21 protein-coding genes are annotated in these 20,637 nt (G+C 74.5%); 7 read left to right on the top strand and 14 right to left on the bottom strand.

Annotated elements, in window-relative coordinates:
• Positions 1–172: 172 nt before the first annotated feature.
• Complete coding sequence (gene moeZ / locus ASF47_RS10855) at positions 173–1,390, bottom strand: adenylyltransferase/sulfurtransferase MoeZ (protein WP_056864001.1); 1,218 nt, start codon at positions 1,388–1,390, stop codon at positions 173–175.
• A 272-nt stretch (positions 1,391–1,662) separates the two neighbouring features.
• On the opposite strand from moeZ, the gene ASF47_RS10850 reads away from it, so the two are divergent.
• From ASF47_RS10850 to ASF47_RS10840, 3 genes are all read left to right on the top strand, one after another.
• The gene (locus ASF47_RS10850; RefSeq protein WP_056864596.1) at positions 1,663–2,250 is read left to right on the top strand and encodes a TetR/AcrR family transcriptional regulator; all 588 of its coding nucleotides are present in this window, start codon (positions 1,663–1,665) and stop codon (positions 2,248–2,250) included.
• 80 nt (positions 2,251–2,330) lie between these two features.
• Positions 2,331–2,552: a DUF3107 domain-containing protein gene (locus ASF47_RS10845; protein WP_056864000.1), complete on the top strand. Its 222-nt coding sequence runs from the start codon at positions 2,331–2,333 to the stop codon at positions 2,550–2,552.
• A gap of 52 nt (positions 2,553–2,604) precedes the next feature.
• Entirely contained in the window at positions 2,605–2,904 is a 300-nt protein-coding gene (locus tag ASF47_RS10840; RefSeq protein WP_056863999.1) for a hypothetical protein, read from the top strand.
• Positions 2,905–2,919: 15 nt separating this feature from the next.
• Here ASF47_RS10840 and ASF47_RS10835 read toward each other — a convergent pair whose 3' ends face one another.
• Positions 2,920–3,651 (bottom strand): ferritin-like fold-containing protein, encoded by a 732-nt coding sequence (locus tag ASF47_RS10835; protein ID WP_056863998.1) that lies wholly within the window; start codon positions 3,649–3,651, stop codon positions 2,920–2,922.
• A gap of 177 nt (positions 3,652–3,828) precedes the next feature.
• On the opposite strand from ASF47_RS10835, the gene ASF47_RS10830 reads away from it, so the two are divergent.
• The gene (locus ASF47_RS10830; protein WP_056863997.1) at positions 3,829–5,376 is read left to right on the top strand and encodes a DEAD/DEAH box helicase; all 1,548 of its coding nucleotides are present in this window, start codon (positions 3,829–3,831) and stop codon (positions 5,374–5,376) included.
• 76 nt (positions 5,377–5,452) lie between these two features.
• On the opposite strand, the gene ASF47_RS10825 is transcribed toward ASF47_RS10830, so the two are convergent.
• Both ASF47_RS10825 and ASF47_RS10820 read right to left on the bottom strand, forming a co-directional pair.
• Complete coding sequence (locus ASF47_RS10825; protein ID WP_056863996.1) at positions 5,453–6,130, bottom strand: L,D-transpeptidase; 678 nt, start codon at positions 6,128–6,130, stop codon at positions 5,453–5,455.
• Between the two features lies 1 nt (position 6,131).
• Positions 6,132–6,920, bottom strand: a complete 789-nt coding sequence (locus tag ASF47_RS10820; RefSeq protein ID WP_056864595.1) for a ParA family protein — start codon at positions 6,918–6,920, stop codon at positions 6,132–6,134.
• A 120-nt stretch (positions 6,921–7,040) separates the two neighbouring features.
• Here ASF47_RS10820 and ASF47_RS10815 point away from each other — a divergent pair, with 120 nt between their 5' ends.
• On the top strand, positions 7,041–7,826 hold the full coding sequence (locus ASF47_RS10815; RefSeq protein ID WP_056863995.1) for an SDR family NAD(P)-dependent oxidoreductase: 786 nt from the start codon (positions 7,041–7,043) through the stop codon (positions 7,824–7,826).
• 19 nt (positions 7,827–7,845) lie between these two features.
• On the opposite strand, the gene ASF47_RS10810 is transcribed toward ASF47_RS10815, so the two are convergent.
• On the bottom strand, positions 7,846–8,727 hold the full coding sequence (locus tag ASF47_RS10810) for a PHP domain-containing protein (RefSeq protein ID WP_056863994.1): 882 nt from the start codon (positions 8,725–8,727) through the stop codon (positions 7,846–7,848).
• A gap of 59 nt (positions 8,728–8,786) precedes the next feature.
• Between ASF47_RS10810 and ASF47_RS10805 the strand changes: the two genes are divergently transcribed.
• Positions 8,787–10,058 (top strand): YibE/F family protein, encoded by a 1,272-nt coding sequence (locus ASF47_RS10805; RefSeq protein WP_082500206.1) that lies wholly within the window; start codon positions 8,787–8,789, stop codon positions 10,056–10,058.
• 26 nt (positions 10,059–10,084) lie between these two features.
• Here ASF47_RS10805 and ASF47_RS10800 read toward each other — a convergent pair whose 3' ends face one another.
• The 4 genes from ASF47_RS10800 to ASF47_RS10785 form a co-directional block, all read right to left on the bottom strand.
• Positions 10,085–10,735 (bottom strand): DUF6758 family protein, encoded by a 651-nt coding sequence (locus tag ASF47_RS10800; RefSeq protein WP_056863993.1) that lies wholly within the window; start codon positions 10,733–10,735, stop codon positions 10,085–10,087.
• A gap of 63 nt (positions 10,736–10,798) precedes the next feature.
• Positions 10,799–11,353, bottom strand: coding sequence for a histidine phosphatase family protein (locus ASF47_RS10795; protein WP_056863992.1), 555 nt, complete (start codon positions 11,351–11,353; stop codon positions 10,799–10,801).
• 42 nt (positions 11,354–11,395) lie between these two features.
• Complete coding sequence (locus tag ASF47_RS10790) at positions 11,396–13,363, bottom strand: CASTOR/POLLUX-related putative ion channel (RefSeq protein WP_056863991.1); 1,968 nt, start codon at positions 13,361–13,363, stop codon at positions 11,396–11,398.
• Between the two features lie 51 nt (positions 13,364–13,414).
• The gene (locus tag ASF47_RS10785) at positions 13,415–14,008 is read right to left on the bottom strand and encodes a MaoC family dehydratase (protein ID WP_327138659.1); all 594 of its coding nucleotides are present in this window, start codon (positions 14,006–14,008) and stop codon (positions 13,415–13,417) included.
• Between the two features lie 83 nt (positions 14,009–14,091).
• On the opposite strand from ASF47_RS10785, the gene ASF47_RS10780 reads away from it, so the two are divergent.
• Positions 14,092–15,219, top strand: coding sequence for an endonuclease/exonuclease/phosphatase family protein (locus tag ASF47_RS10780; protein WP_056863989.1), 1,128 nt, complete (start codon positions 14,092–14,094; stop codon positions 15,217–15,219).
• Positions 15,220–15,240: 21 nt separating this feature from the next.
• On the opposite strand, the gene ASF47_RS10775 is transcribed toward ASF47_RS10780, so the two are convergent.
• The 5 genes from ASF47_RS10775 to ASF47_RS21685 form a co-directional block, all read right to left on the bottom strand.
• Positions 15,241–16,260, bottom strand: coding sequence for a hypothetical protein (locus tag ASF47_RS10775; protein ID WP_056863988.1), 1,020 nt, complete (start codon positions 16,258–16,260; stop codon positions 15,241–15,243).
• 23 nt (positions 16,261–16,283) lie between these two features.
• Complete coding sequence (locus tag ASF47_RS10770; RefSeq protein ID WP_056863987.1) at positions 16,284–17,477, bottom strand: acyl-CoA dehydrogenase family protein; 1,194 nt, start codon at positions 17,475–17,477, stop codon at positions 16,284–16,286.
• 116 nt (positions 17,478–17,593) lie between these two features.
• A complete protein-coding gene (locus ASF47_RS10765; RefSeq protein WP_056863986.1) occupies positions 17,594–18,730 on the bottom strand; it encodes a hypothetical protein in 1,137 nt (378 codons plus the stop codon).
• A complete protein-coding gene (locus tag ASF47_RS10760; RefSeq protein WP_056863985.1) occupies positions 18,727–19,026 on the bottom strand; it encodes a DUF6752 domain-containing protein in 300 nt (99 codons plus the stop codon). The genes ASF47_RS10765 and ASF47_RS10760 overlap by 4 nt, the downstream gene beginning before the upstream one ends.
• Positions 19,023–20,609 carry a class I SAM-dependent methyltransferase gene (locus tag ASF47_RS21685; protein ID WP_056863984.1) on the bottom strand — a complete coding sequence of 529 codons (1,587 nt, stop codon included), beginning with the start codon at positions 20,607–20,609 and terminating at the stop codon, positions 19,023–19,025. Before ASF47_RS21685 ends, ASF47_RS10760 begins: the two co-directional genes overlap by 4 nt.
• Between the last annotated feature and the right edge of the window lie 28 nt (positions 20,610–20,637).

Raw genomic sequence — 20,637 nt, 5'->3', positions numbered from 1 at the left:
GCGGAGGTGACCCACGACACGGTTGGGTACTCCTCCAACGACCCTGGCCCGTCCGGGTCACGCGCCTGGCCCGGACGGGCCAGGCGGCGCTGGGGGCCGCACGCGCAGCGGCGCCCGCCCCCGGGCCGGGGACGGGCGCCGCTGCAGGCTCACCCGGCGGGTGCGCCGGCGGTCAGTACGACGGCTGGCTCGGGTCGATCTGGTTGACCCAGGCCACGACTCCGCCGCCCACGTGCACGGCGTCGGAGTAGCCCGCACCCTTGACGATGGCCAGCGTCTCGGCCGAGCGCACGCCGGACTTGCAGTGCATGACGACCTGCTTGTCCGACGGCAGCTGCTCGAGGGCCGAGCCGTTGAGGAAGTCGCCCTTGGGGATCAGCACCGAGCCGGGGATCCTGTTGATCTCGTACTCGTTGGGCTCGCGCACGTCGACCAGGACGAAGTCGCGGCTGCCCTCCTCGCGCTCCTTGAGCATGTGCTCGAGCTGGGTCACCGAGATGGTCGACCCGGCGGCGGCGTCGGCGGCCTCCTCGGAGATGGCGCCGCAGAAGGCGTCGTAGTCGATGAGGCCGGTGACGGTGGGGTTCTCCCCGCACAGCGCGCAGTTCGGGTCCTTGCGCACCTTCAGCTTGCGCCACTCCAGCTCGAGGGCGTCGTAGATGACGAGCTTGCCGACGGCGGGGTCGCCGATGCCGGTGAGCACCTTGATGGCCTCGTTGACCTGGATCGAGCCGATCGCGGCGCAGAGCACGCCCAGGACGCCACCCTCGGCACAGCTGGGCACCATGCCCGGCGGCGGGGGCTCGGGGTAGAGGCAGCGGTAGCAGGGCGCCTCGGCGCTGGTGCCGTCCTCGAGCCGGGCCTGGGGCCAGAAGACCGACGCCTGGCCGTCGAAGCGGTAGATGGAGCCCCACACGTAGGGGATCCCCAGGAAGTACGCCGCGTCGTTGACCATGTAGCGAGTGGCGAAGTTGTCGGTGCCGTCGACGATGAGGTCGTAGCCCTCGAAGACCTGCATGACGTTGTCGTTGTCGAGGCGCTCCTCGTGCAGGACGACCTCGACGTAGGGGTTGGCCTCGGCGATCGACTCCTTGGCGGAGACCGCCTTGGACTTCCCGATGTCGGACTGGGTGTGGATGATCTGGCGCTGCAGGTTCGACTCGTCGACCTCGTCGAACTCCGCGATCCCGAGGGTGCCGACGCCGGCAGCGGCGAGGTAGAGCAGGGCCGGGCTGCCGAGGCCGCCGGCGCCGATCACGAGCACCTTGGCGTTCTTGAGGCGCTTCTGCCCCGTCATCCCCACGTCGGGGATGATCAGGTGGCGGCTGTAGCGGCGGACCTCGTCGATGGTCAGCTCGGGGGCCGGCTCCACGAGAGCTGGGAAGGACACAGGGGCTCCTCGGACGGTCGGTGGTGGACGAGGGTCAGAACGCTTCGACGCCCACGCGTGTTCCCGGCCATGCTCCCGGCCCGGTGGGCGGCTGCCGCGCCGCGTCCCGTCATCCGGACCGAGGTGACCTGCGGGTAGCATCGCGCCCTGCACGAGTGCGGCGCCGGGCGCCGCGGGACCTCAGCGAGCAGGAGCACCGCGTGACCACAGGCCAGCACCCCTCCGACACGGCGCGCGCCGACGTCGACCAGGCCCGTCCCCGCGGGGGCCGGATGCCGCGTCGCGAGCGACGCACCCAGCTGCTGGGGTCGGCCCTCGAGGTCTTCGTGGCGCAGGGCTACCACGCCGCCGCCATGGACGACATCGCGGAGCGCGCCGGGGTCTCCAAGCCGGTGCTCTACCAGCACTTCCCCGGCAAGCTCGACCTCTACCTCGCGCTCCTGGACTCCTCCTGCGACGCCATCATCGACAACTGCCGCCAGGCGCTGCTGTCCACGCAGGACAACAAGCAGCGCGTGGCCGCCGCGATCGACGTGTTCTTCGAGTACGTCGCCGCCGAGTCGGGCGCCTTCCGGCTCGTCTTCGAGTCCGACCTCACCAACGAGCCCGCCGTGCGCGAGCACGTCGACCGCGTGACCACCGAGTGCGCCACCCTCATCGCCGAGGTGATCCGCGACGACACGGCGCTGCCCGACCCCGCCTCGCGCCTGCTGGCCGTGTCGCTGGTGGGAATGGCGCAGGTCAGCGCGCGGTTCTGGCTCACCGAGGCCGGCGGCATCGACCGACCCGACGCCGCGGCGCTCGTGGCGGGCCTGGCCTGGCGCGGGATCCGGGGCTACCCCAAGGCCGACGAGGCCTGATCCCCACCCGGGTGGGAGCATCGAGCCAGCACGTCCCCGCACACCCCACCGCAGCACCCAGACGACTCACAGGAGGACCCGTGGAGGTCAAGATCGGCATCCAGCAGGCAGCACGCGAGCTGGTCGTGGAGACCGACGAGAGCGCCGAGGCCATCGGACAGCTCGTCGCCACCGCCGTCGACGCCGGCGGCGTCGTCACGCTCCGGGACAGCAAGGGCCGCACGGTCATCGTGCCCGCCGCCAAGCTGGCCTACGTCGAGATCGGCAACAGCGTCGCCGGACAGGTCGGCTTCCGCAGCTGATCGCGAGGAGGGGCCGGGTGCCCGTTGCCCCGGCCCCCCACGGAGGAGGACCATGAGCGTCGTGGACGTCGATGCGATCCTGTGGTCCCTCGTCGGTGGCACCGTCGTGGCGCTGCTGGCGCTCTGGATCGCGCGGGGCGGCCGCGACGACTCCCCGCTGTGGCTGGTCGTGCTGGCCGGCATCGCCGCCGCGGCCCTGGGCACCCTGGCGCACGGCGCGGTCTACAACCGGGCCGTGACCGGCTTCGACTGGTGGCGCCACGCCTGGCAGCTCGCGGCCTCGGCGATCGGGGTGTCGCTCACCCTCGCCCTGCTGCGCGGTGAGCGCACGCGTCACCGCGCCGCTCGCTGAGCGCCCGGGCCTCGCTCAGCTCTCGAGGCCGAGCTCGGCCATCCGCTCGGTGTGCCGCTCGGTCAGCCGGGTGAACATCCGCCCGATGGCGGCGAGGTCGAGCCCCGGCACGTCGGCGCCGCCGGCGAGCAGCGACGACAGGGCGTCGCGCTCGGCGGCCACGCGCTGGGCCTGGGTGAGGGCCTCCCCCATGAGCCGGCGCCCCCACAGCGCGAGCCGACCGCCGAGGCGCGGGTCGGCGGCGATGGCCGCGCGCACCCGGTCGACGACGAAGGCGGCGTGGCCGGTCTCCTCGACCGAGGCCAGCACGAGGTCGCGGGTGTCGGTGTCGAGGAAGGCGGCGATCTCGCGGTAGAAGTCGTCGGCCAGCCCGTCGCCGACGAAGGCCTTGACCAGACCCTCGTACCAGTCGGCCGGCGCGGTGTGCTCGTGGAAGAGCTCGATCGGCTCGCGGAAGGGGGCCATCGCGGCGAAGGGGTCGGCGCCGAGCGCCGTGATCCGCTCGTGCAGCGGGGCGACGCGGGTGAACTCCGCCGCGGCCTTGCCGGCCACCGCCACCTTGTCCTCCAGCCGCGGGGCCAGCTTGGCGTCCTCGGCCAGCCGCTCGAAGGCGGAGATCTCGCCGTAGGCGATGGCTCCGAGCAGCTCGACGACGGCCTCGCGGTAGGCGGGGTCGTCGAGTGCGAGCGGGGTGTCCTCGCCGCCCGGGGCGCCGGCCGGGTCCGGCCGGTCTGTCGATGGGGGCATGGTCGCACCCTACCGATAGACTCGGGGGCAGGGCGCCGTGCCCGCCGGGCGCGAGCGGCCCACGTATGTGCGCGGCTGACGCTGTCGAGAGCTACCTGCACCGTTGACTGGGGCAGCCCGACGAGTCCGCCGCATCCGGACTCCCGGCCCCTCACCCGCGCCGGGCTCACGAAAGCGATGAGATCACTGACCACGTTCCGAGAGCTCGGGGTCCTCCCCGACATCTGCGACGCGCTCGAGCGCGCCGGCATCACCACCCCCTTCGCCATCCAGGAGATGACGCTGTCGGTCGCCCTCATGGGCACCGACCTGATCGGCCAGGCCCGCACGGGCACCGGCAAGACCCTCGCCTTCGGCATCCCGGTGCTGCAGCGCAGCGTCGCCCCCAAGGACCCCGACTACGCCGAGATCCCGCAGGGCAAGCCGCAGGCGCTCATCGTCGCGCCCACCCGCGAGCTGGCCCTCCAGGTCTCCAGCGACCTCGCCATCGCCAGCAAGGACCGCGGCCTGCGCGTCCTCACCGTCTACGGCGGTGTGGGCTACGACGGCCAGCTCGAGGCCCTCGAGGCCGGCGTCGACGTCGTCGTCGGCACCCCCGGGCGACTGATCGACCTGGCCAACCGCAGGGCCCTCGACCTCTCCCACGTGCACGCCCTGGTGCTCGACGAGGCCGACGAGATGCTCGACCTGGGCTTCCTGCCCGACGTCGAGCGCATCCTGCGGATGACCCCCGAGACCCGCCAGACCATGCTGTTCTCGGCCACCATGCCCTCCGCGATCGTCGCCCTGGCCCGCACCCACATGCGCCACCCGATGAACATCCGCGCCGAGTCCTCCTACGACACCACCCTCGTGCCGGCGACCGCGCAGTTCATCTACCAGGCCCACGACCTCGACAAGCCCGAGATCATCGGGCGCGTGCTCCAGGCCGAGGACGCCGAGAAGATCATCGTCTTCACCCGCACCAAGCGGCAGTCGCAGCGCATCGCCGACGACCTCGCCGAGCGCGGCTTCAGCGCCAGCCCGCTGCACGGCGACATGGCCCAGGTCGCCCGCGAGAAGGCCCTCGCCAAGTTCCGCGAGGACAAGATCCGCGTGCTCGTCGCCACCGACGTCGCGGCCCGCGGCATCGACGTGCGCGGCGTCTCCCACGTCATCAACTACACCTGCCCCGAGGACGACAAGACCTACGTCCACCGCATCGGCCGCACCGGCCGGGCGGGGGCGACCGGCACCGCGATCACCTTCGTCGACTGGGCCGACGTGCAGCGCTGGAAGCTGATCAACAAGACCCTCGACCTGCCCTTCGACGAGCCGGCCGAGACCTACTCCACCTCCCCGCACCTCTACACCGACCTCGGCATCCCGGCCGGCACGAAGGGTCGCATCGTCGACCCCGCCCCGGTCGAGCGCAAGCCCCGCGAGGAGCGCGGCGGCGACCGCGGTGGACGTGGCGGCGAGCGCGGTGGACGTGGCAGCGACCGCGGTGGAGACCGCGGTGGAGACCGCCCCGCGCGCAACCGCAGCCGCACCCGCTCGCGCGGTGGCGACTCCGGCGGCTCCGCTGCGACCGCCGCGCCGACGACGGGCCCCGCCACCGACGCGCCCGAGGGCTCCGCCGAGGGCGGTGCTCCCCGCGCCCGTCGCCGCCGTCGCAGCCGCGGCGGCTCCGGCCAGGGCGGCCAGGGCGAGAGCCCGTCCCAGGCCGCGGCCGAGACCGCCTGAGCCAGCAGCACCACGCACGGCCCGCCGGTTCGCCGGCGGGCCGTGCGGCGTTCCGGGTGCAGGCCGGTCGGGCCGGTCAGGCCGTGACGACGACCTCGGTGCCCAGCGGCGCGAAGGCCCACATCAGCCGCGCGTCGGAGCGCTGCTGCCGGATGCACCCGTGCGACCGGGGGGTGCCCAGGTCGAGGCGGCTCTGCACGCGCTCGCCGTCGTCGACCGGGATGTCGTGGAAGCCGATCGCGGCACCGCTCGGGCCGCGGGTGAAGCGCACGAAGTAGCGCATCGTGCCGGAGTCGTCGATGCCGATCGCGTCGAGCGAGCGCGACCACACCTCGTAGGTGCCGGGGTCGAGGTTGTCGGTGAGGCTCCCGGAGACCAGGTACGTCGACGCCACCGCGCCGGAGCCCTCGACCAGCCAGACGCGCTGGCGCGACTCGCTGAAGACCACGCGCCGCCCGCTGCCCGAGCGCGCGGGCAGGGTGTCCATCGCCCGCCGCAGCGGGGCGGCGCCCTCACCCCACGCGGCCGCGGGCGCGCCGGCCACCGCCGGGTCCTCGGGCTCCGGCTCGGCCCCCGCCCGCGGTGGAGCGCTCTCGAGCGCGACGACCGGCGCCTCCTCCTCCTCGGCCGACGAGGGCAGCACACCCGTGCCGCCCAGGACGGCCACGGCCGTGACGAGGAGCGAGGAACCGAGGGCGGCGAGGCGCCCGTAGCGCGGGCCGCCCTGGCCGCTCCCGGTCCGCCGGCCGGTCATCTCAGGACGTCGCCTTCGGGCGCTGCGAGCGGGTCACCAGGTTGGCGGCGACGGCGCGGTAGGCCTGGGCGCCCTTGCTCGTGCGGCTCGTGGCCAGGATGGAGCGGCCAGCGGCGGGCGCCTCGGCGAACTTGATCGTCTTGGGGATGGGGGGCTCGACCACCTCGAGGTCGTAGGTCTGCGAGATGGTCTCGAGCACGGTGCGGGCGTGGTTCGTGCGCCCGTCGTAGAGGGTGGGGAGCACGCCCCAGACCTCGAGGTCGCGGTTGGTGAAGCGGCGCACGTCGTGCACGGTGTCGAGCAGCTGGCCCACGCCGCGGTGCGACAGGGTCTCGCACTGCAACGGCACCAGCACCCCGTCGGCGGCGGTGAGGGCGGCGACGGTGAGCACGCCCAGCGAGGGCGGGCAGTCCAGCAGCACCCAGTCGTAGCCGGCGTCGGCCTCCTCGAGGGCCTCCACCACCCCGCGCAGCACGTGCTCGCGCCCGGTGCGGGTCAGCAGGTCGGCCTCGGCCCGCGCCAGCTCGATGGTGGCCGGCAGCAGGTCGACGCCGTCGTCGGTCTCGATGACGACCTCGAGCGGGTCGACGCCCTTGGTGAGCACGTGGTGCACCGACAGCTCCAGCACCTCGGGGTCGATGCCCAGGGAGAAGGTCAGGCAGGCCTGGGGGTCGAGGTCGACCAGCAGCACCGCGTGGCCCAGCTCGGCGAGCGCCGCACCGATGGAGGCGACCGAGGTGGTCTTGGCGACGCCGCCCTTCTGGTTGGCGATCGCGAGTGTCGTGGTCATCACCGCCCATCATGCCGGACGCGGGCCCGCCCGTGTCGGACGCTCGCCTGCCGTCGCCGGCCTGCTGTCGCCGGCCCGCTGTCGCCGGCCTGCTGCCCCGCGCCTGCTTCACTGGGCGCCATGTCCTCCCCGCAGCCCGACCGCCCCGCGGGCACCGCCCTCGTCACCGGACCCACCGCCGGCATCGGCCGCGCCTTCGCCGAGCAGCTCGCCGCCCGCGGTCACGACCTCGTGCTGGTCGCCCGCGACACCGCCCGCCTCGAGGGGGTCGCCGCCGAGCTGTGCGCCGCCCACGGGGTGGCGGTCGAGGTGCTCACCGCCGACCTCGCCGACCGCGGGCAGCTGCTCCGCGTCGAGGAGCGCCTGGCCGACCCCGCACGGCCCGTGGAGCTGCTGGTCAACAACGCCGGCTTCGGCCTCAAGCACCGCTTCCTCGACAACTCCGCCGACGCCGAGACCGCGATGCTCGACGTGCTCGTCACCGCGGTGCTGCGGCTCAGCCACGCCGCGCTGGGGCCGATGGCCGAGCGTGGCCACGGCGGGGTCGTCAACGTCTCCAGCGTCGCGGCCTTCCTGCCGCGCGGCACCTACTCGGCCGCCAAGGCCTGGGTCAACCAGTTCGGCGCCTGGGCCTCCCACGAGTACGCCCCGCGCGGCGTGCGGGTCATGACGCTGTGCCCGGGCTTCGTCAGGACCGAGTTCCACGCGCGCATGGACGTCTCGCGCGGCTCCGCGCCCGACCTGCTGTGGCTCGAGGCCGACCGGCTCGTGCGGGACGCGCTCGCCGACTACGACCGCGGCCGCAGCCTCTCGGTGCCCAGCGCGCAGTACAAGGCGATCACCGCGCTGGCCCGGGTCGTGCCCGGCGGCGTGCTGCAGCGCTTCCAGGGCCTGGGCCGGCGCTGACCGGCACTGACCGGCCCGGTCAGGGCAGGAGGAGCGGCTGCGGGGTCGCGCGGCCCGAGCGGGCCGCGGCCGCGGCCGCCAGCTCGAGCAGGCGGTGCAGCTGCTCGGGGGGCGTGGTGTGGCAGCCCAGGTCGTGGTCGACCTTGCCCGTGCCGTGGTGGTCGCTGGACCCGGTGGCGACCAGGCCGAGGTCGGTCGCGATCGCGCGCAGCCGCTCCCGGGCCGCCGGCGCGTGGTCCTGGTGGTCGACCTCGATGCCGGCCAGGCCGCGCTCGGCCAGCGCCGCCAGGGTGGCCGCGTCGGGGCGCTCGTCGCTGCGCCGGCCCCACGGGTGGGCGATCACGCTGACCCCGCCGGCGCCGGCCACCGCGTCGATCATGTCGGTCAGCGGCGCGGCGTAGCGGTCGACGTAGGCGGGACGGCCGGGGTTGAGGAAGCGGGTGAAGGCCTCGGTGCGGTCGCCGACGACGCCGCGCTGCACGAGGGCGTCGGCCACGTGGGGCCGGCCGCTGGCCGCGCTGTCGCCGGAGACGGCGGCGACGTCGGCCTCGGTGATCTCGATGCCGAGGGCGTTGAGGCGGGCCACGACGTCGGGCACGCGCGACACCCGCCCCTCGAGGATGCGGGTGAGCCCCTCGGCCAGGGGCGGGTACGTCGGGTCCGGCAGGTAGGCCAGCAGGTGCACCGACTGGCCCTCGTGGCGGGTGCTGATCTCCATGCCGCGCACCAGCCCGATGCCGACGTCGGCGGCGGCGCGCTCGGCCTCGGCCCAGCCCTCGGCGGTGTCGTGGTCGGTGAGCGCCACCACGTCGAGGCCGGCGGCCGCCGCGGCCCGCACCAGCTCGTCGGGCGACTGGGTGCCGTCACTGGCCCGCGAGTGGGTGTGGAGGTCGATGCGCACGCCCCCACCCTAGGACCACCCCACCGACAGGGCCGTCGCGTCCGGGCATGATGACGCCCATGGGGAGTCACCGAGCCGACCGCACGCCGCCCCGCTTCCCCGCCGCCACCGCCGCGGCCGTGGAGTCGGGCCACGGCCACTCCCACGGCGGACCTCCCCCGGCGCTCGACGTGGGCCTGCGCGCGCGGGCGGTGCTGCTGGGCCTGCTCGCCGTGGGCGCCGTGGTCACCCTCGTCGGGCTGGTCGTGCTGTGGCCCGCGTCCTCCGACGCGCCCGAGGAGGTCGACTTCCTGCGCAGCGGCACGACCACCCTCACCGCCCCCGTCGTCGACGTCGGTCCCTCCTGCCCGGTGCTGGTCGACGGCGAGCAGGGCTCGCGCGAGCCGCCGCCGGAGGACTGCGACACCCTCACCGCCGACGTCGGGGGCGAGGACGTCACCCTCGGCGTCCCGCCCTACGTCGGCCGCTCGGGCCTGGTGGCCGGCGACACGGTCCGTCTCATCCGGCTGCCGGCCTCCAGCACGCCCGACGGCCAGGTGGGCTACGGCTTCGCCGGGGTCGAGCGCACCCTGCCGCTGGGGCTGCTCGCGGGCGCCTTCGTGGTCCTGGTCGGCCTCGTCGCCCGCCTGCGCGGACTCCTCGCGCTGGTCGGCCTGGGCCTGGCCGCGCTGGTCATCGCCCGCTTCCTGCTGCCGGCGCTGCTCGCGGGCGGGTCGGGCTGGGCCGTGGCCGCCGTCGGCTCCGCCGCGATCATGTACGTCGTCCTCTACCTCGCCCACGGCCCCTCGCTGCGCACCAGCGCGGCCCTGCTCGGCACCCTGGCCGGCATCGCGGCCACCGCCCTCCTCGGCGTCTGGGCGGTCGGCGCGGCGCGACTCTCGGGCATCAGCGACGAGACCGGGGAGGTGCTCGCGACCTACGCCCCCGCCCTCGACAGCCAGGGCGTGCTGGCCTGCGCGGTGATCATCGCCGGGCTCGGGGTCCTCAACGACGTCACGATCACCCAGTCCTCGGCGGTGTGGGAGCTGCGCGCCGCGGCGCCGGAGCTCTCGCGGCGCCAGCTCTTCGGCAGCGCCATGCGCATCGGGCGCGACCACATCGCCTCGACGATCTACACGATCGTCTTCGCCTACGCCGGCACCGGCCTGGCCGTGCTCATGCTGCTCAGCCTCTACGACCGACCCTTCCTGGAGCTGCTGGCCGACGAGTCCATCGGGGTGGAGATCGTGCGCACCCTGGCCTCCGCGGTCGGGCTGGTGCTGGCCGTGCCCCTCACCACGGCCGTCGCGGCGCTGACGGTCGGCGGGGCCGTGGTGCCCGAGGACGCCTGACCCGCCCCCTGCTGCCCCGCCGCGGCTCACCAGGCCGGGGCCGGCCCCCCGAAGGGCAGCTCGACCAGGCCGGGGCCGAGCGCGGAGACGTCGCGCAGGTGCCACTCGCCGTGCAGGAGGAGCACCGCCGGCGCGGGCCGCACGACCACCCACAGCCACCTCCCGTGGGCCTCGCCCGCGAGCACCGAGCGGTCCCACTCGCCGTCGGCCGCGCTGGTCGAGACCGCCCACAGCGGCACCTGCTGGCCCTCGACGCGCAGCCGCACCACCGGCGCGGCTCCCCCGATCTCGTAGCCCGGGTCGGTGTGGGGTGCGCCCGCCACGCGCGCCCCGAGGCCGGTGCCGGCCTCCTCGGTGACGACCACGACGTCGACCGGGCCGTCGGCCTCCGTGGTGCCGGTGCAGGCGGTGAGCACCGCCCGCGCGGCCCCCGGTCGGGCCGCGACCACCCCGAAGCCGGTCACCGACCAGTCGGGCCCCAGCGGCCAGGGCAGGAGGCTGGGCAGGTCGCCGGCCATCTCGAGGTGGTCGGTGAAGTCGGCGTAGCCGACCTCCGAGGGGCGCCACAGCGGGGCGGCGGCGCCGTGCTCGGGGCAGGACCAGAGCCCTGGGCCCTGCTCCGCGGGCAGCGGAGCGACGGGGGCCGGGCAGCGGGGGCAGGCTGCGGAGAGCGGCACGCAGCCACGGTGACCGCCCTCGGGCCCCGCCGTCAAGGGCCGTCAAGGGCCGCCAAGGGCCGCTCAGGCGTTCCACCGCAGGACGACGGGGGTCTCCCGCTCGTGGCCGAGCACCGAGACCGTGGCGGTGTCGAGGCGCAGCAGCCGGCCGTCGGCCACCGGGAGGTCGAGCCACCGCGCCGCCAGGGCGCGCAGGGAGTGGCCGTGGGCGAAGAGCAGCACGTCGCCGTCGACGCCCCGCGCCCGCGCCACGACCCGGTCCAGGCGCCGCGACACGTCGGCGGCGTCCTCGCCGCCGGGGCAGCCGTGGGTCCACACCGTCCAGCCCGGCACGTCCTCGCGGATCGCGGGGGTGGTCACGCCCTCGTAGTCGCCGTACTCCCACTCGCGCAGGTCGTCGTCGACCTCGGCCGAGGCCCAGCCGGCCAGCTCCGCCGTGCGCCGCGCGCGCAGCCGCGGACTGCTCAGCACCAGGGCGAAGTCGCGCCGCAGCCGCCCGGCGAGGCCGGCCGCGACCTCCTCGCCCTCGGGCAGCAGCGGCAGGTCGGTGGTCGAGGTGTGCCGACCCTCCCGGCTCCACTCGGTCTCCCCGTGCCGCACCAGCCAGACGTCGCCCATGGCGCCATCCTGTCAGCCAGCCCCGACGCGGCCCCGGCGCGGTCACGACTCGGCCAGCACCACCACGCGGTCGCCGGGGAGCACCGTGAGCAGGTCGGACTTGGCCGGGTTGAGCCGGACCCCGAAGTCCTCGCCCCGCACGGCCAGCGCCGTCGACGTCCAGCCCAGGGCGGTCTCGCCGCGGCGCGACGCACCGGCCACCACGCTCGCCCACGCGACCGGCGCGCCGGGTGCGACGTACCAGTGGGCCGGGCGCAGGTAGACCTCGCTGCCCTCGGAGCCGAGCAGCTCGGCGAAGACGTCCTCGAGCCGACCGTCCTCGGAGAGCTGGGTGACGATGAGGCTCACGATCTCGCCGCTCACCACGACGTCGTCGATGTCGGCGACCTGGGCGAGCAGGCGGTTGCGGTCGTCCATCATCTCGCTGACCACCGCGGTCGGGTGCTCCCGGCGCGAGAGGATGTCGCGCACGTGCAGCAGCGTGACCAGCGTGCGGGCGTCGGCGGCCTGCGCGTCCAGGTGGTCGGAGTAGCACAGCACCAGCACCTGGTCGAGGCCCTCCACGACGTGCTGCTCCAGCACGGCGCGGTCGGTGGTGCCGGCGCGCACGACGCTCACCGCGAGGTGCTCGAGGTCGGCGGGCAGCACCGGGTCTCCGTGGGTGGTCACCACGGTCAGCGTCGAGCCCGGCTCGGCGTAGTGGTCGAGCTCGCGCAGCATGATCGGGGCGCGCTCGTTCCACCCCAGGAGCAGGGCGCGGGTGGGGTGGGCGTCGGTGCCGTCCTCGACGCCGAGCACCGCGGGGTCGGGACGGGTCCGGGCGACCTCGGCGCCGGCGAGCACGCCGTCGTCCTCGGCCACCACGATGAGCGTGGCCGTGCCGACCACGGCCGAGGGCGGCGGGTTGAGGCGCGTGACGCCGCCGTCCAGCAGGCCGATCACGGTGGCCCGCTCGTAGAACAGCTGCGCCTCCTCGTACGTCGCGCCCGCCAGCCCGTGGTCGGTGAGGAAGTAGATCTCGTCGCCGTCGTAGTCGAAGAGTTCGGTGTAGACCGCGGCGGCGCCGGACTGGCGCGAGGTCTGCACGACCAGCTTGGCCACCGTCTCGCGGATGTCGAGCAGCGAGGTGCGCCGGGCGCCGACGAGCCGGGCGACCTCCAGGTTGGCCGGGTCGCGGATCTCGGCCACGATCCGGGGCCCCTCGGAGCCCTCGTGGGTGAGCGCCAGCAGGGTCTTGACGACCTCGCTGTCGGGGTCGTCGGAGTCGGGCGCCAGCAGGATGACCGAGCGCGCCGTGGCGTGGCTGCTGACCGCGAGCTCGTCGACGTCCATCGGCGACCCCGACCGGCACACCACCCGCGTGCCGCGCAGGTCGGGCACCTTGGCGCGGATCTCGTCCTCCATCTCGACCTTGTCGCGGTCGGCGAGCACGACCACCACGGGTCGTCGCCGGCTCTCGTTGGCCAGGGCCAGCTCGCGCAGGATCGTGAACACCGAGTCCGACCAGCCCAGCACCACCGTGTGGTCGCGCTCGAGCACGATCGAGCGCCCACGGCGCAGGTCGGCCAGCCGCGCGTCGATCCCGGCGGCGATGACGCCGATGAGGGCCGAGACCACGAAGAGCCCGGCCACGGTCAGCAGGAGCATGGCGGCCACCAGCCGCCACGGCGCCTGCTCCTCCCCCGCCACCGTGCCGGGGTCGAGGGCGTGCAGCAGGGCGGAGAAGACCTCGTCGGCGAAGCTGCGGTCGGCGACCGGGTCGTCGGAGCCGCGCAGGCCCAGGAGGCTGACGGCCGCGGCGAAGGCCACGACCAGCACGGCGGTGCCCGCGGCCAGCCAGCCGACCAGCGCCGGCGTGCCGCGGGCCATCGAGTTGTCGAACCGGTAGCGCAGGCGCTCGCCCGGCCGGGGCGGACGGGTGCCCCGCCGGGTGGCCGGGGCGGTCCCGGCCACCCGGTCGGTGGGCGCGGCGGCGGTGCGACGCCTCAGCTGCGGTGCGGTGCGGGCCATGGTGGGGATGGTGCCCCACCCCGCCGGTCGTCGGCAGCGGAACGCCGTGGGTCAGGCCTGTGGTCCGGCCCAGTTCTTGTCCGGCTGCGGCACGGGGCGCCCGGGCTGCTCGCCACCGCGCTGCGTGAGGTAGTTCTCCTTCGGCACCATCACCTTGCGCCGGAAGACGCACACGACCTTGCCGTCCTGGTTGTAGCCGATGGTCTCGACGTGGACGACGCCACGGTCGTCCTTGCTCGTCGACTCGGTCTTGCCCAGCACCGTGGTCTCGCCGTACAGGGTGTCGCCGTGGAAGGTCGGCGCCACGTGGCGCAGCGACTCGACCTCGAGGTTGGCGATGGCCTTGCCGGAGACGTCGGCCACGCTCATCCCCAGCAGCAGGGAGTAGACGTAGTTGCCCACGACGACGTTCTTGCCGAACTGCGTGGTCTCCCCGGCGTAGTTGGCGTCGAGGTGCAGCGGGTGGTGGTTCATCGTGAGCAGGCAGAACAGGTGGTCGTCGTACTCGGTCACGGTCTTGCCGGGCCAGTGCTTGTAGGTCGCTCCGACCTCGAACTCCTCGTAGCTGCGGCCGAACTGCATGGGCTCTCCTCTGGCTCGGGCGTCGGGCGTCGTCGTGCACCCGCTCGCGGTGTCGCACGCCATGGTGGCGCACACCGCACCCGGGCGGCCGGGTGCCCGCCGTGGGTTTCGTCACGCCCCGGCGGTGGGCCGCCTACACTTCCCCCGTGCCGTCCCTCCCGCCGACCGACGACCCCCGCCACCTCGCGCCGGGCCCGCGTCCCCTGCTGACGCTGCTGCCGGTGGCGGCCGTGCTGGCCAGCGTGGCGCTCGTCCTGGCCCTCACCGGCGGGCTGCCCCCCGGTGACGACGGCAGCGCCGACCTGCGCGCGGCGGAGGCCGGCACCACGCCCACCGCTCCCGTGGCGGCCACCACGCGCCCGACCCAGGAGGTGCTGGAGGCCCCCGCCGCCATCGAGCCCGCCCCCGGGCAGCGGGCCCAGCAGCTGCGCGCCGCCCTGGAGCCGGACACCGCGGTGCCCGGCCGGCAGACGGCCCTGCCGGTGCGACGCCTCGCGCGCCAGGTGGAGGAGCGCACGACCTGCCAGCCCGAGACCGTCGAGCGCGAGCTGACGGTGCTGTCCTACAACATCAAGTCCGGCTTCGCGAGCGGGCGAGGGCTGCAGCTCGACGACTACGCCCGCGCGATCGCCGCGACCGCCGCCGACGTCGTGCTGCTCCAGGAGGTCGACCGCAACCGTGCCTTCTCGCGGCGCACCGACCAGCCCGGGATCCTCGGCGCACAGCTGGGCATGCAGAACGCCTTCGGGGCCAACGTGCTGCGCAGCGGGGGCAGTCAGTACGGCACCGCGATCCTCTCGCGCTTCCCCATCGAGGAGTCGGCCAACCGCCTGCTCCCGTTCCTGCCGGGCAAGGGCATGCAGCAGCGCGGCCTGCTGCACGCCACGATCGACGTCGACGGCGTGCCGGTGAGCCTCTACAGCACCCACCTGCAGAACCGCTCCGAGCCCTCGCGGATGGCCCAGGCCCGTGCGATCAACCAGGTCATGGCCGCCGACCCGCTGCCCAAGGTGCTGGGCGGCGACATGAACGCGCACCCGACCTCGGCGCCGATGCGCACGCTGGCGGCCACCATGGTCGACAGCTGGCCCTCCTCGGGCGCCGGGCCCGGCTTCACCCACCCCTCGGTCAACCTGCGCGGCCGCATCGACTACCTGCTGCACGGCGGGTCGGGCATCACGCCCCTGGCGAGCTCGGTGCCGGCCGTCACGCTGTCCGACCACCGGCCCGTGCGCACGACCTACCAGGTGCAGGGCGTCGTCGAGACCTGCTGACACCCGGCGCCGGCGTCGCGGTCAGTCCACCACCTGCGAGGCCACGAGACCCGCGAGCGCGACCAGGGCGGCCTCGCCCACCTCGACGGCGTCGATGCTGGAGGGGTGGACCCCGGGGACCTCGACGGGGGTCAGGTCCTCCCAGGAGCCGACCAGCCTCGTGCCGGCGTCCCGGAGCACCGCCACGGTGTCGGCCGCCTGCTCGACCACCCACGGAGCCACCGGCAGACCCAGGCGCGGCTCCTCGGCCCGGCGCGCGGCCAGCACCGTCTTGGCGAGCACCTGCTTGCGCAGCCTGGCCCCGGTCGGGAAGGTCAGGCCCTGGGCGTCGAGGAGCTGGTTGACCCGCTGGAGGACCAGGGTCGACGTCAGCCCGAGGGAGGCGTTGGCCCCACCGGTGCCCTCGTGGACGGGCACCGCCACGCCCAGCACCTCGCCGAAGCGGTGCGCCAGGGTGTCGCGGGGTGCGCCGGGCCCCGGCACGGTGACGACCTGCACGTGGTCGTGCCCGACCGCGCGCGACCAGGAGTCGACGACGCGCGGCAGGTGCTGCTGACGCCAGAACGTGCCTCCCGCGGTGACCCGGTCGGCGACCCCGGCGCCGCGCCCGGGCCGCTTGGCGGCCACGTCGGCGACGTACTCGTCCCAGCCCCAGCTGCGGCCGTTCTGGATCGTCTCCTGCCACAGCGACGCGACCGAGCGGTTGAGGTCGCGGGCCGTCACCACCACGTCCACCACGGCGCCGCCGCCGAAGGCTCCCACCACGCGGTCGACCTGGTCGGGCCCCGCGGGGCCGAGGAACTCCATGGACACCACCGCGGTGCCGTCGTGCCCGTCGATCTCGTCGACCATCCGGCGCCACGGGCGCCCGGGGCTCGCGGACAGCGCGTCCTTGACCGCGGCGACCTGGCGGCCCCAGCCCGCGCCCGGCACGAGCACGCCGTGCGCACCCAGCTCCGCCTTGGCGGCGAAGAGCAGGTCCTGCACGAAGCTCGTGCCGGACTTCATCAGTCCGACGTGGAGGACCACCCGCTGCGCCATGTCGCGAGACCCTAGGTCACCGCTCAGCGCAGCCGATAATCCTTCAGCACGGCCCGGCCGATGATCATCTTCTGGATGTCGGCGGTGCCCTCGCCGATCAGCAGGAACGCCGCCTCGCGGTAGAGCCGCTCGATCTCGTACTCCTTGGAGTACCCGTAGCCCCCGTGGATGCGGAAGGACGCCTCCACCACCTCGTTGCAGTACTCCGCCGCGAGGTACTTGGCCATGCCGGCCTCGACGTCGTTGCGCTGCCCGCCGTCCTTGGACCGCGCCGAGCGGACCATCATCGCGTGGGCGGCCTCGACCTTGGTCGCCATCTCGGCCAGGCGGAACAGGATGGCCTGGTGCTCGACGATGGGCTTGCCGAAGGTCTCGCGCTGCTGGGCGTAGGCGATGGCGAGCTCGAAGGCGCGGTTGGCGACGCCGGTGGCGCGGGCCGCGACGTTGACGCGACCGACCTCGACGCCGTCCATCATCTGGTAGAAGCCCTGGCCGGGAGCGCCGCCCAGGATCTGGTCGGCGGAGATGCGGTGACCCTCGAGCACCAGCTCGGTGGTGTCGACGCCCTTGTAGCCCATCTTCTCGATCTTGCCCGGCACCGTGACGCCCTGGGCGGTCTCCCCGAAGCCGGCCTCCTTCTCGACGAGGAAGGTGGTCATGTTCCGGTAGACCGAGTCGGCTCCCTCGTCGGTCTTGACGAGCAGCGCCACCAGGGTCGAGGAGCCGCCGTTGGTCAGCCACATCTTCTGGCCGGTGATCTCGTAGCCCTCGTCGGTCCTGACGGCCTTGGTCTTGATGGCCGCGACGTCGGAGCCCAGGCCCGGCTCCGACATGGAGAACGACCCGCGCACCTCGCCGGTCGCCATCCGCGGCAGGTACTTCTGCTTCTGCTCCTCGGTGCCGTGGTGCATGAGCAGGTAGGCCACGATGAAGTGGGTGTTGATGACCCCGGAGACGCTCATCCAGCCGCGGGCGATCTCCTCGACGACCAGGGCGTAGGTCAGCAGGGACTCGCCCAGACCGCCGTACTCCTCGGGGATCATCAGGCCGAAGACGCCGAGCTCCTTGAGCCCCTCGACGATGTCGGTGGGGTACTCGTCGGCGTGCTCGAGCTCGGTGGCGACGGGGAGGATCTCGGACTCCACGAAGGAGCGGACGGCCTTCAGGATCTCGGACTGGTCCTCGGTGAGTCCCTCGGTCTGGCACAGGCGGGCCATCGGCACGTGCTCCTTCGTCTCGGCGCGGCGACGCGGCGGCGTCGGTCGTCGGACCCAAAGTAACCCGTCAGTAGCCTAGGGTCACTTGTGGGGAACGCCACAGCACCGGCCGGGTCTCACCCGTCCGCGCGCCTGGGCAGCAGCCGGCGCAGCGCACGGCCGGCGCGACCGGCTCGGCCGGGAGCCGGGCCGGGTGGGGCGGCGGCGCGAGCAGGCGCGGTGCTCGCGTCGGGGTCCGGCGCCGCGCGGTCGCGCAGCTCGCCGACGAGATCGGCGACCAGCGCGACGGCGACCTCGGCGACCTCGGCGTCGGTCACGGAGTCGGGGTGGCGACGCGGCGGCACGACGTCGGGCACGAGCAGCGAGTCGAGGTCGCCACGGACGTCGTAGCCGCCCGCGCGCACCGCCGCCACCGCCCGCAGCCCGCGGGCGCGGCAGTCGGCGACCTGGTCCTCGCCGGGCCAGAAGGGCTCGCCCGCGCGGGGCGCGAGCAGCTGGTCGGCGAGGTGGCTGCGCAGCCACCTCCCCCGGTCCTGGGCACCCCAGGGACCGCTCAGCGCGGCGTTGACCCGTCGCAGGGTCTCGGCCTCGACGACCCCCATGCCGGTGTTGGCGAAGCGTCCGCTGGTGTCGACCACCGCGGGGTCGAGATCCAGCAGCGCGGCGAAGCGGTGCCACAGGTCCTCCCGCGGCTGGTCGCGTCCCGGCACGGGGAGCACGTGCACCCGCTCCGCGGGCACCGCACCGCCCCAGCGCTCCAGCACCAGCCCGAGGTCGAGGGCACGCCAGTCCCACACGTCGCGAGGGTCCTCGGACTCGCCTCGTCCGTAGTCGGCCAGGGCCGTCGTGCCGCGGTTCTTCAGGTGCTCCTGCCAGCTCGACGCGAAGAGCGAGAGCGGCTCGCGGGCGGTGACGACCACGTGGACCTCGTCGGCCGGCAGGGCCTCCACCGCGCGGCGCGCCTGGGCGGCGCTGGCGGCGCAGAAGAACTCGTGCGAGACCAGCACGTCGCCGCTGTGGGCGGCCGTGTCGGCGAGGACGACGTCCCAGGCCTCGGCCGCGCCGGGCCCGCGCCGGCGTACGCCAGGGTCCTCGCGCACGACCAGCGAGCTCAGCAGGTGGTCGCGCTTGGCCCGCCCGGGGAGCAGCAGACCCGCTTCCAGCAGCGCGGCGCGGTGCGACCACCACCCGGCCTGCAGGTAGCTGGTGCCCGTCTTGGGCAGGCCGATGTGCAGGAAGGCCCGACGGCTCATCTGCCGAGCTCGGCGGAGTACCGGTCGAGCACCTCCTGCGCCCGGGCCGGGTCGCTGGAGGCCAGGGGCAGCAGGAGCTCCTGGACGACGTCGGTCAGCTCGGCCAGGCGGAGGTTGAGCCGGCGCAGCTCGCCCACCTCCTCCTCGAGGTCCGCCACGCGTGCCCGCAGGGCCTCGAGCCCGTCGGGGCCCTCGCTGGCGACGGCCGGGCGCGAGCGCAGGCCGGGGGCCAGCCGGCGCAGCCGGTCGACCGGGCCGGCCGGCCCGGGGTCGGGGCGTTCGTCGGGTGCGTTCATGCTCTCCACTCCATCACCATGCGGTAGCCCCGCAGCGGGGTCTCGTCCTCGATGCCGCCGGCCGGCGGCTGACCGGTGTGCGTGACGTCCACGGCCCCCTCCTCCACGACGCGTGCGCCGCGTGCGAGGACCTCCGAGCGCACCTGGTCGGGCTCGAGGCCGTGCAGCAGCAGGTGCTGCGGCAGGGGCGGGTCGGCCGGCGGCAGCACGAACTCGAGGTAGAGGCGCCCGCCGCCGGACAGCGCCATCTCGGCCAGGCGCCACAGGTGGCGTCGGCCACGGTCGCTGGTGGCGTCGGCGACATGACGCGCGAGGAGGGCCCGGGGGCCCTCGCGACGGGCCAGGCGCGCGCCCCAGAGCATGACCTGACGCAGCTCGAGCAGGTTCATCGAGGCGAAGTCGGCGCCCCACCCCTCCTCCTGCGAGCGGGCGTGGAGCCGGGCGAACCCGTTGGGTGAGAAGTCCAACCCCAGCACCGGGTGACCACGCCGGGCCAGCCACACGGCGTCCTGACCGCGCCCGCAGCCCACGTCGACGACCTCGCAGTCCGCCGCCTCGCGCCGGTGCAGCAGGCGGGCCAGGTCGTGCGGCTTGCGGACCGGGCCGTGGTGGACCGCGTCGGAGTAGCGCCGGTCCCAGTGGTTGCGCGCCGCGCGGGTGCCGCGGAACCAGCCGTCGAGACGGCGGGTCGTGGCCGCCGGGGGCGCGTAGGCGAAGGCGGGGTCGGGCCGTCGCCAGGAGGGGCCGTAGGTCGCCGCCAGGAGGGCCTCCGGGTCGGCCGGGGCCGGCAGCGAACGCCCCTCCAGGACCACCGAGCTCCGCGGCAGCAGCGCGGAGCGGTCGTAGGGCACCCACAGCTCGCCCATGAGCATGAGGTGACCCTCGACGAGGGCGCCGGCGAAGACGTCGATGGTGCGGCGGGTGCCGTCGGAGACGGTCAGGTCGACGCGGAAGGCGGCCCCGCTGTAGCGGGTGGTGTCGTGGCCGGCGCGGATGAGGTGACGCTGGACCCGGTAGGACTCGAGGATCACGTCCACCGGGTGCTCGTGGGAGCTGAGGTAGGCCAGGTCGACGTCGTTGTCGTGCCCGACGAAGCTGCCCTCGCGCACGGCGCCGAGCAGGGTGCCGTAGGCCACGAAGGGCTCCACGCCGGCCTCCTCGAGGTCGGCGAGGAGCCGGGCCGTGGCGTCGAGGAGGAGCGCGGTCGCCTCCTCCCCCTGGTCGCCGAAGGCGACCGCGAGCCGGCCGTGGTTGTCGACGACGAGGTCGCGGCCCTCCCGGTCGACCAGGCGCACACGGTCGGGGCCGGGCCCCATCACGACCTCGCGGTCCAGCAGCACGGTCTCGCCGCAGGAGACCGTCATCCGCACGGGCCCGTCGAGGGCCTGGGCCAGCTCGCGCGGCCAGGGCACCGCGACCGCACCGGGCGGCCCCGAGGGGGACGGCGTGCGACCCGCGACCCGCTCGGTCCACAGGGACCACACCCGACGACCGTCGAGGAGCACGTCGAGGAGGACGTCGTCGCTGTCGCCGAGCAGGAGGCCCGCACGATCGACGTCGACGACCTCGGGCAGCCGTGGCACCGTCGTACTCCCTCCCCCGTCGTGGAAC

The sequence above is a fragment of the Nocardioides sp. Leaf285 genome (assembly GCF_001422955.1).
GTDB classification, from domain to species: domain Bacteria; phylum Actinomycetota; class Actinomycetes; order Propionibacteriales; family Nocardioidaceae; genus Nocardioides; species Nocardioides kribbensis.
The sequence above is the reverse complement of the archived record's forward strand: the minus strand, read 5'-3'. Positions and strand labels throughout refer to the sequence as shown.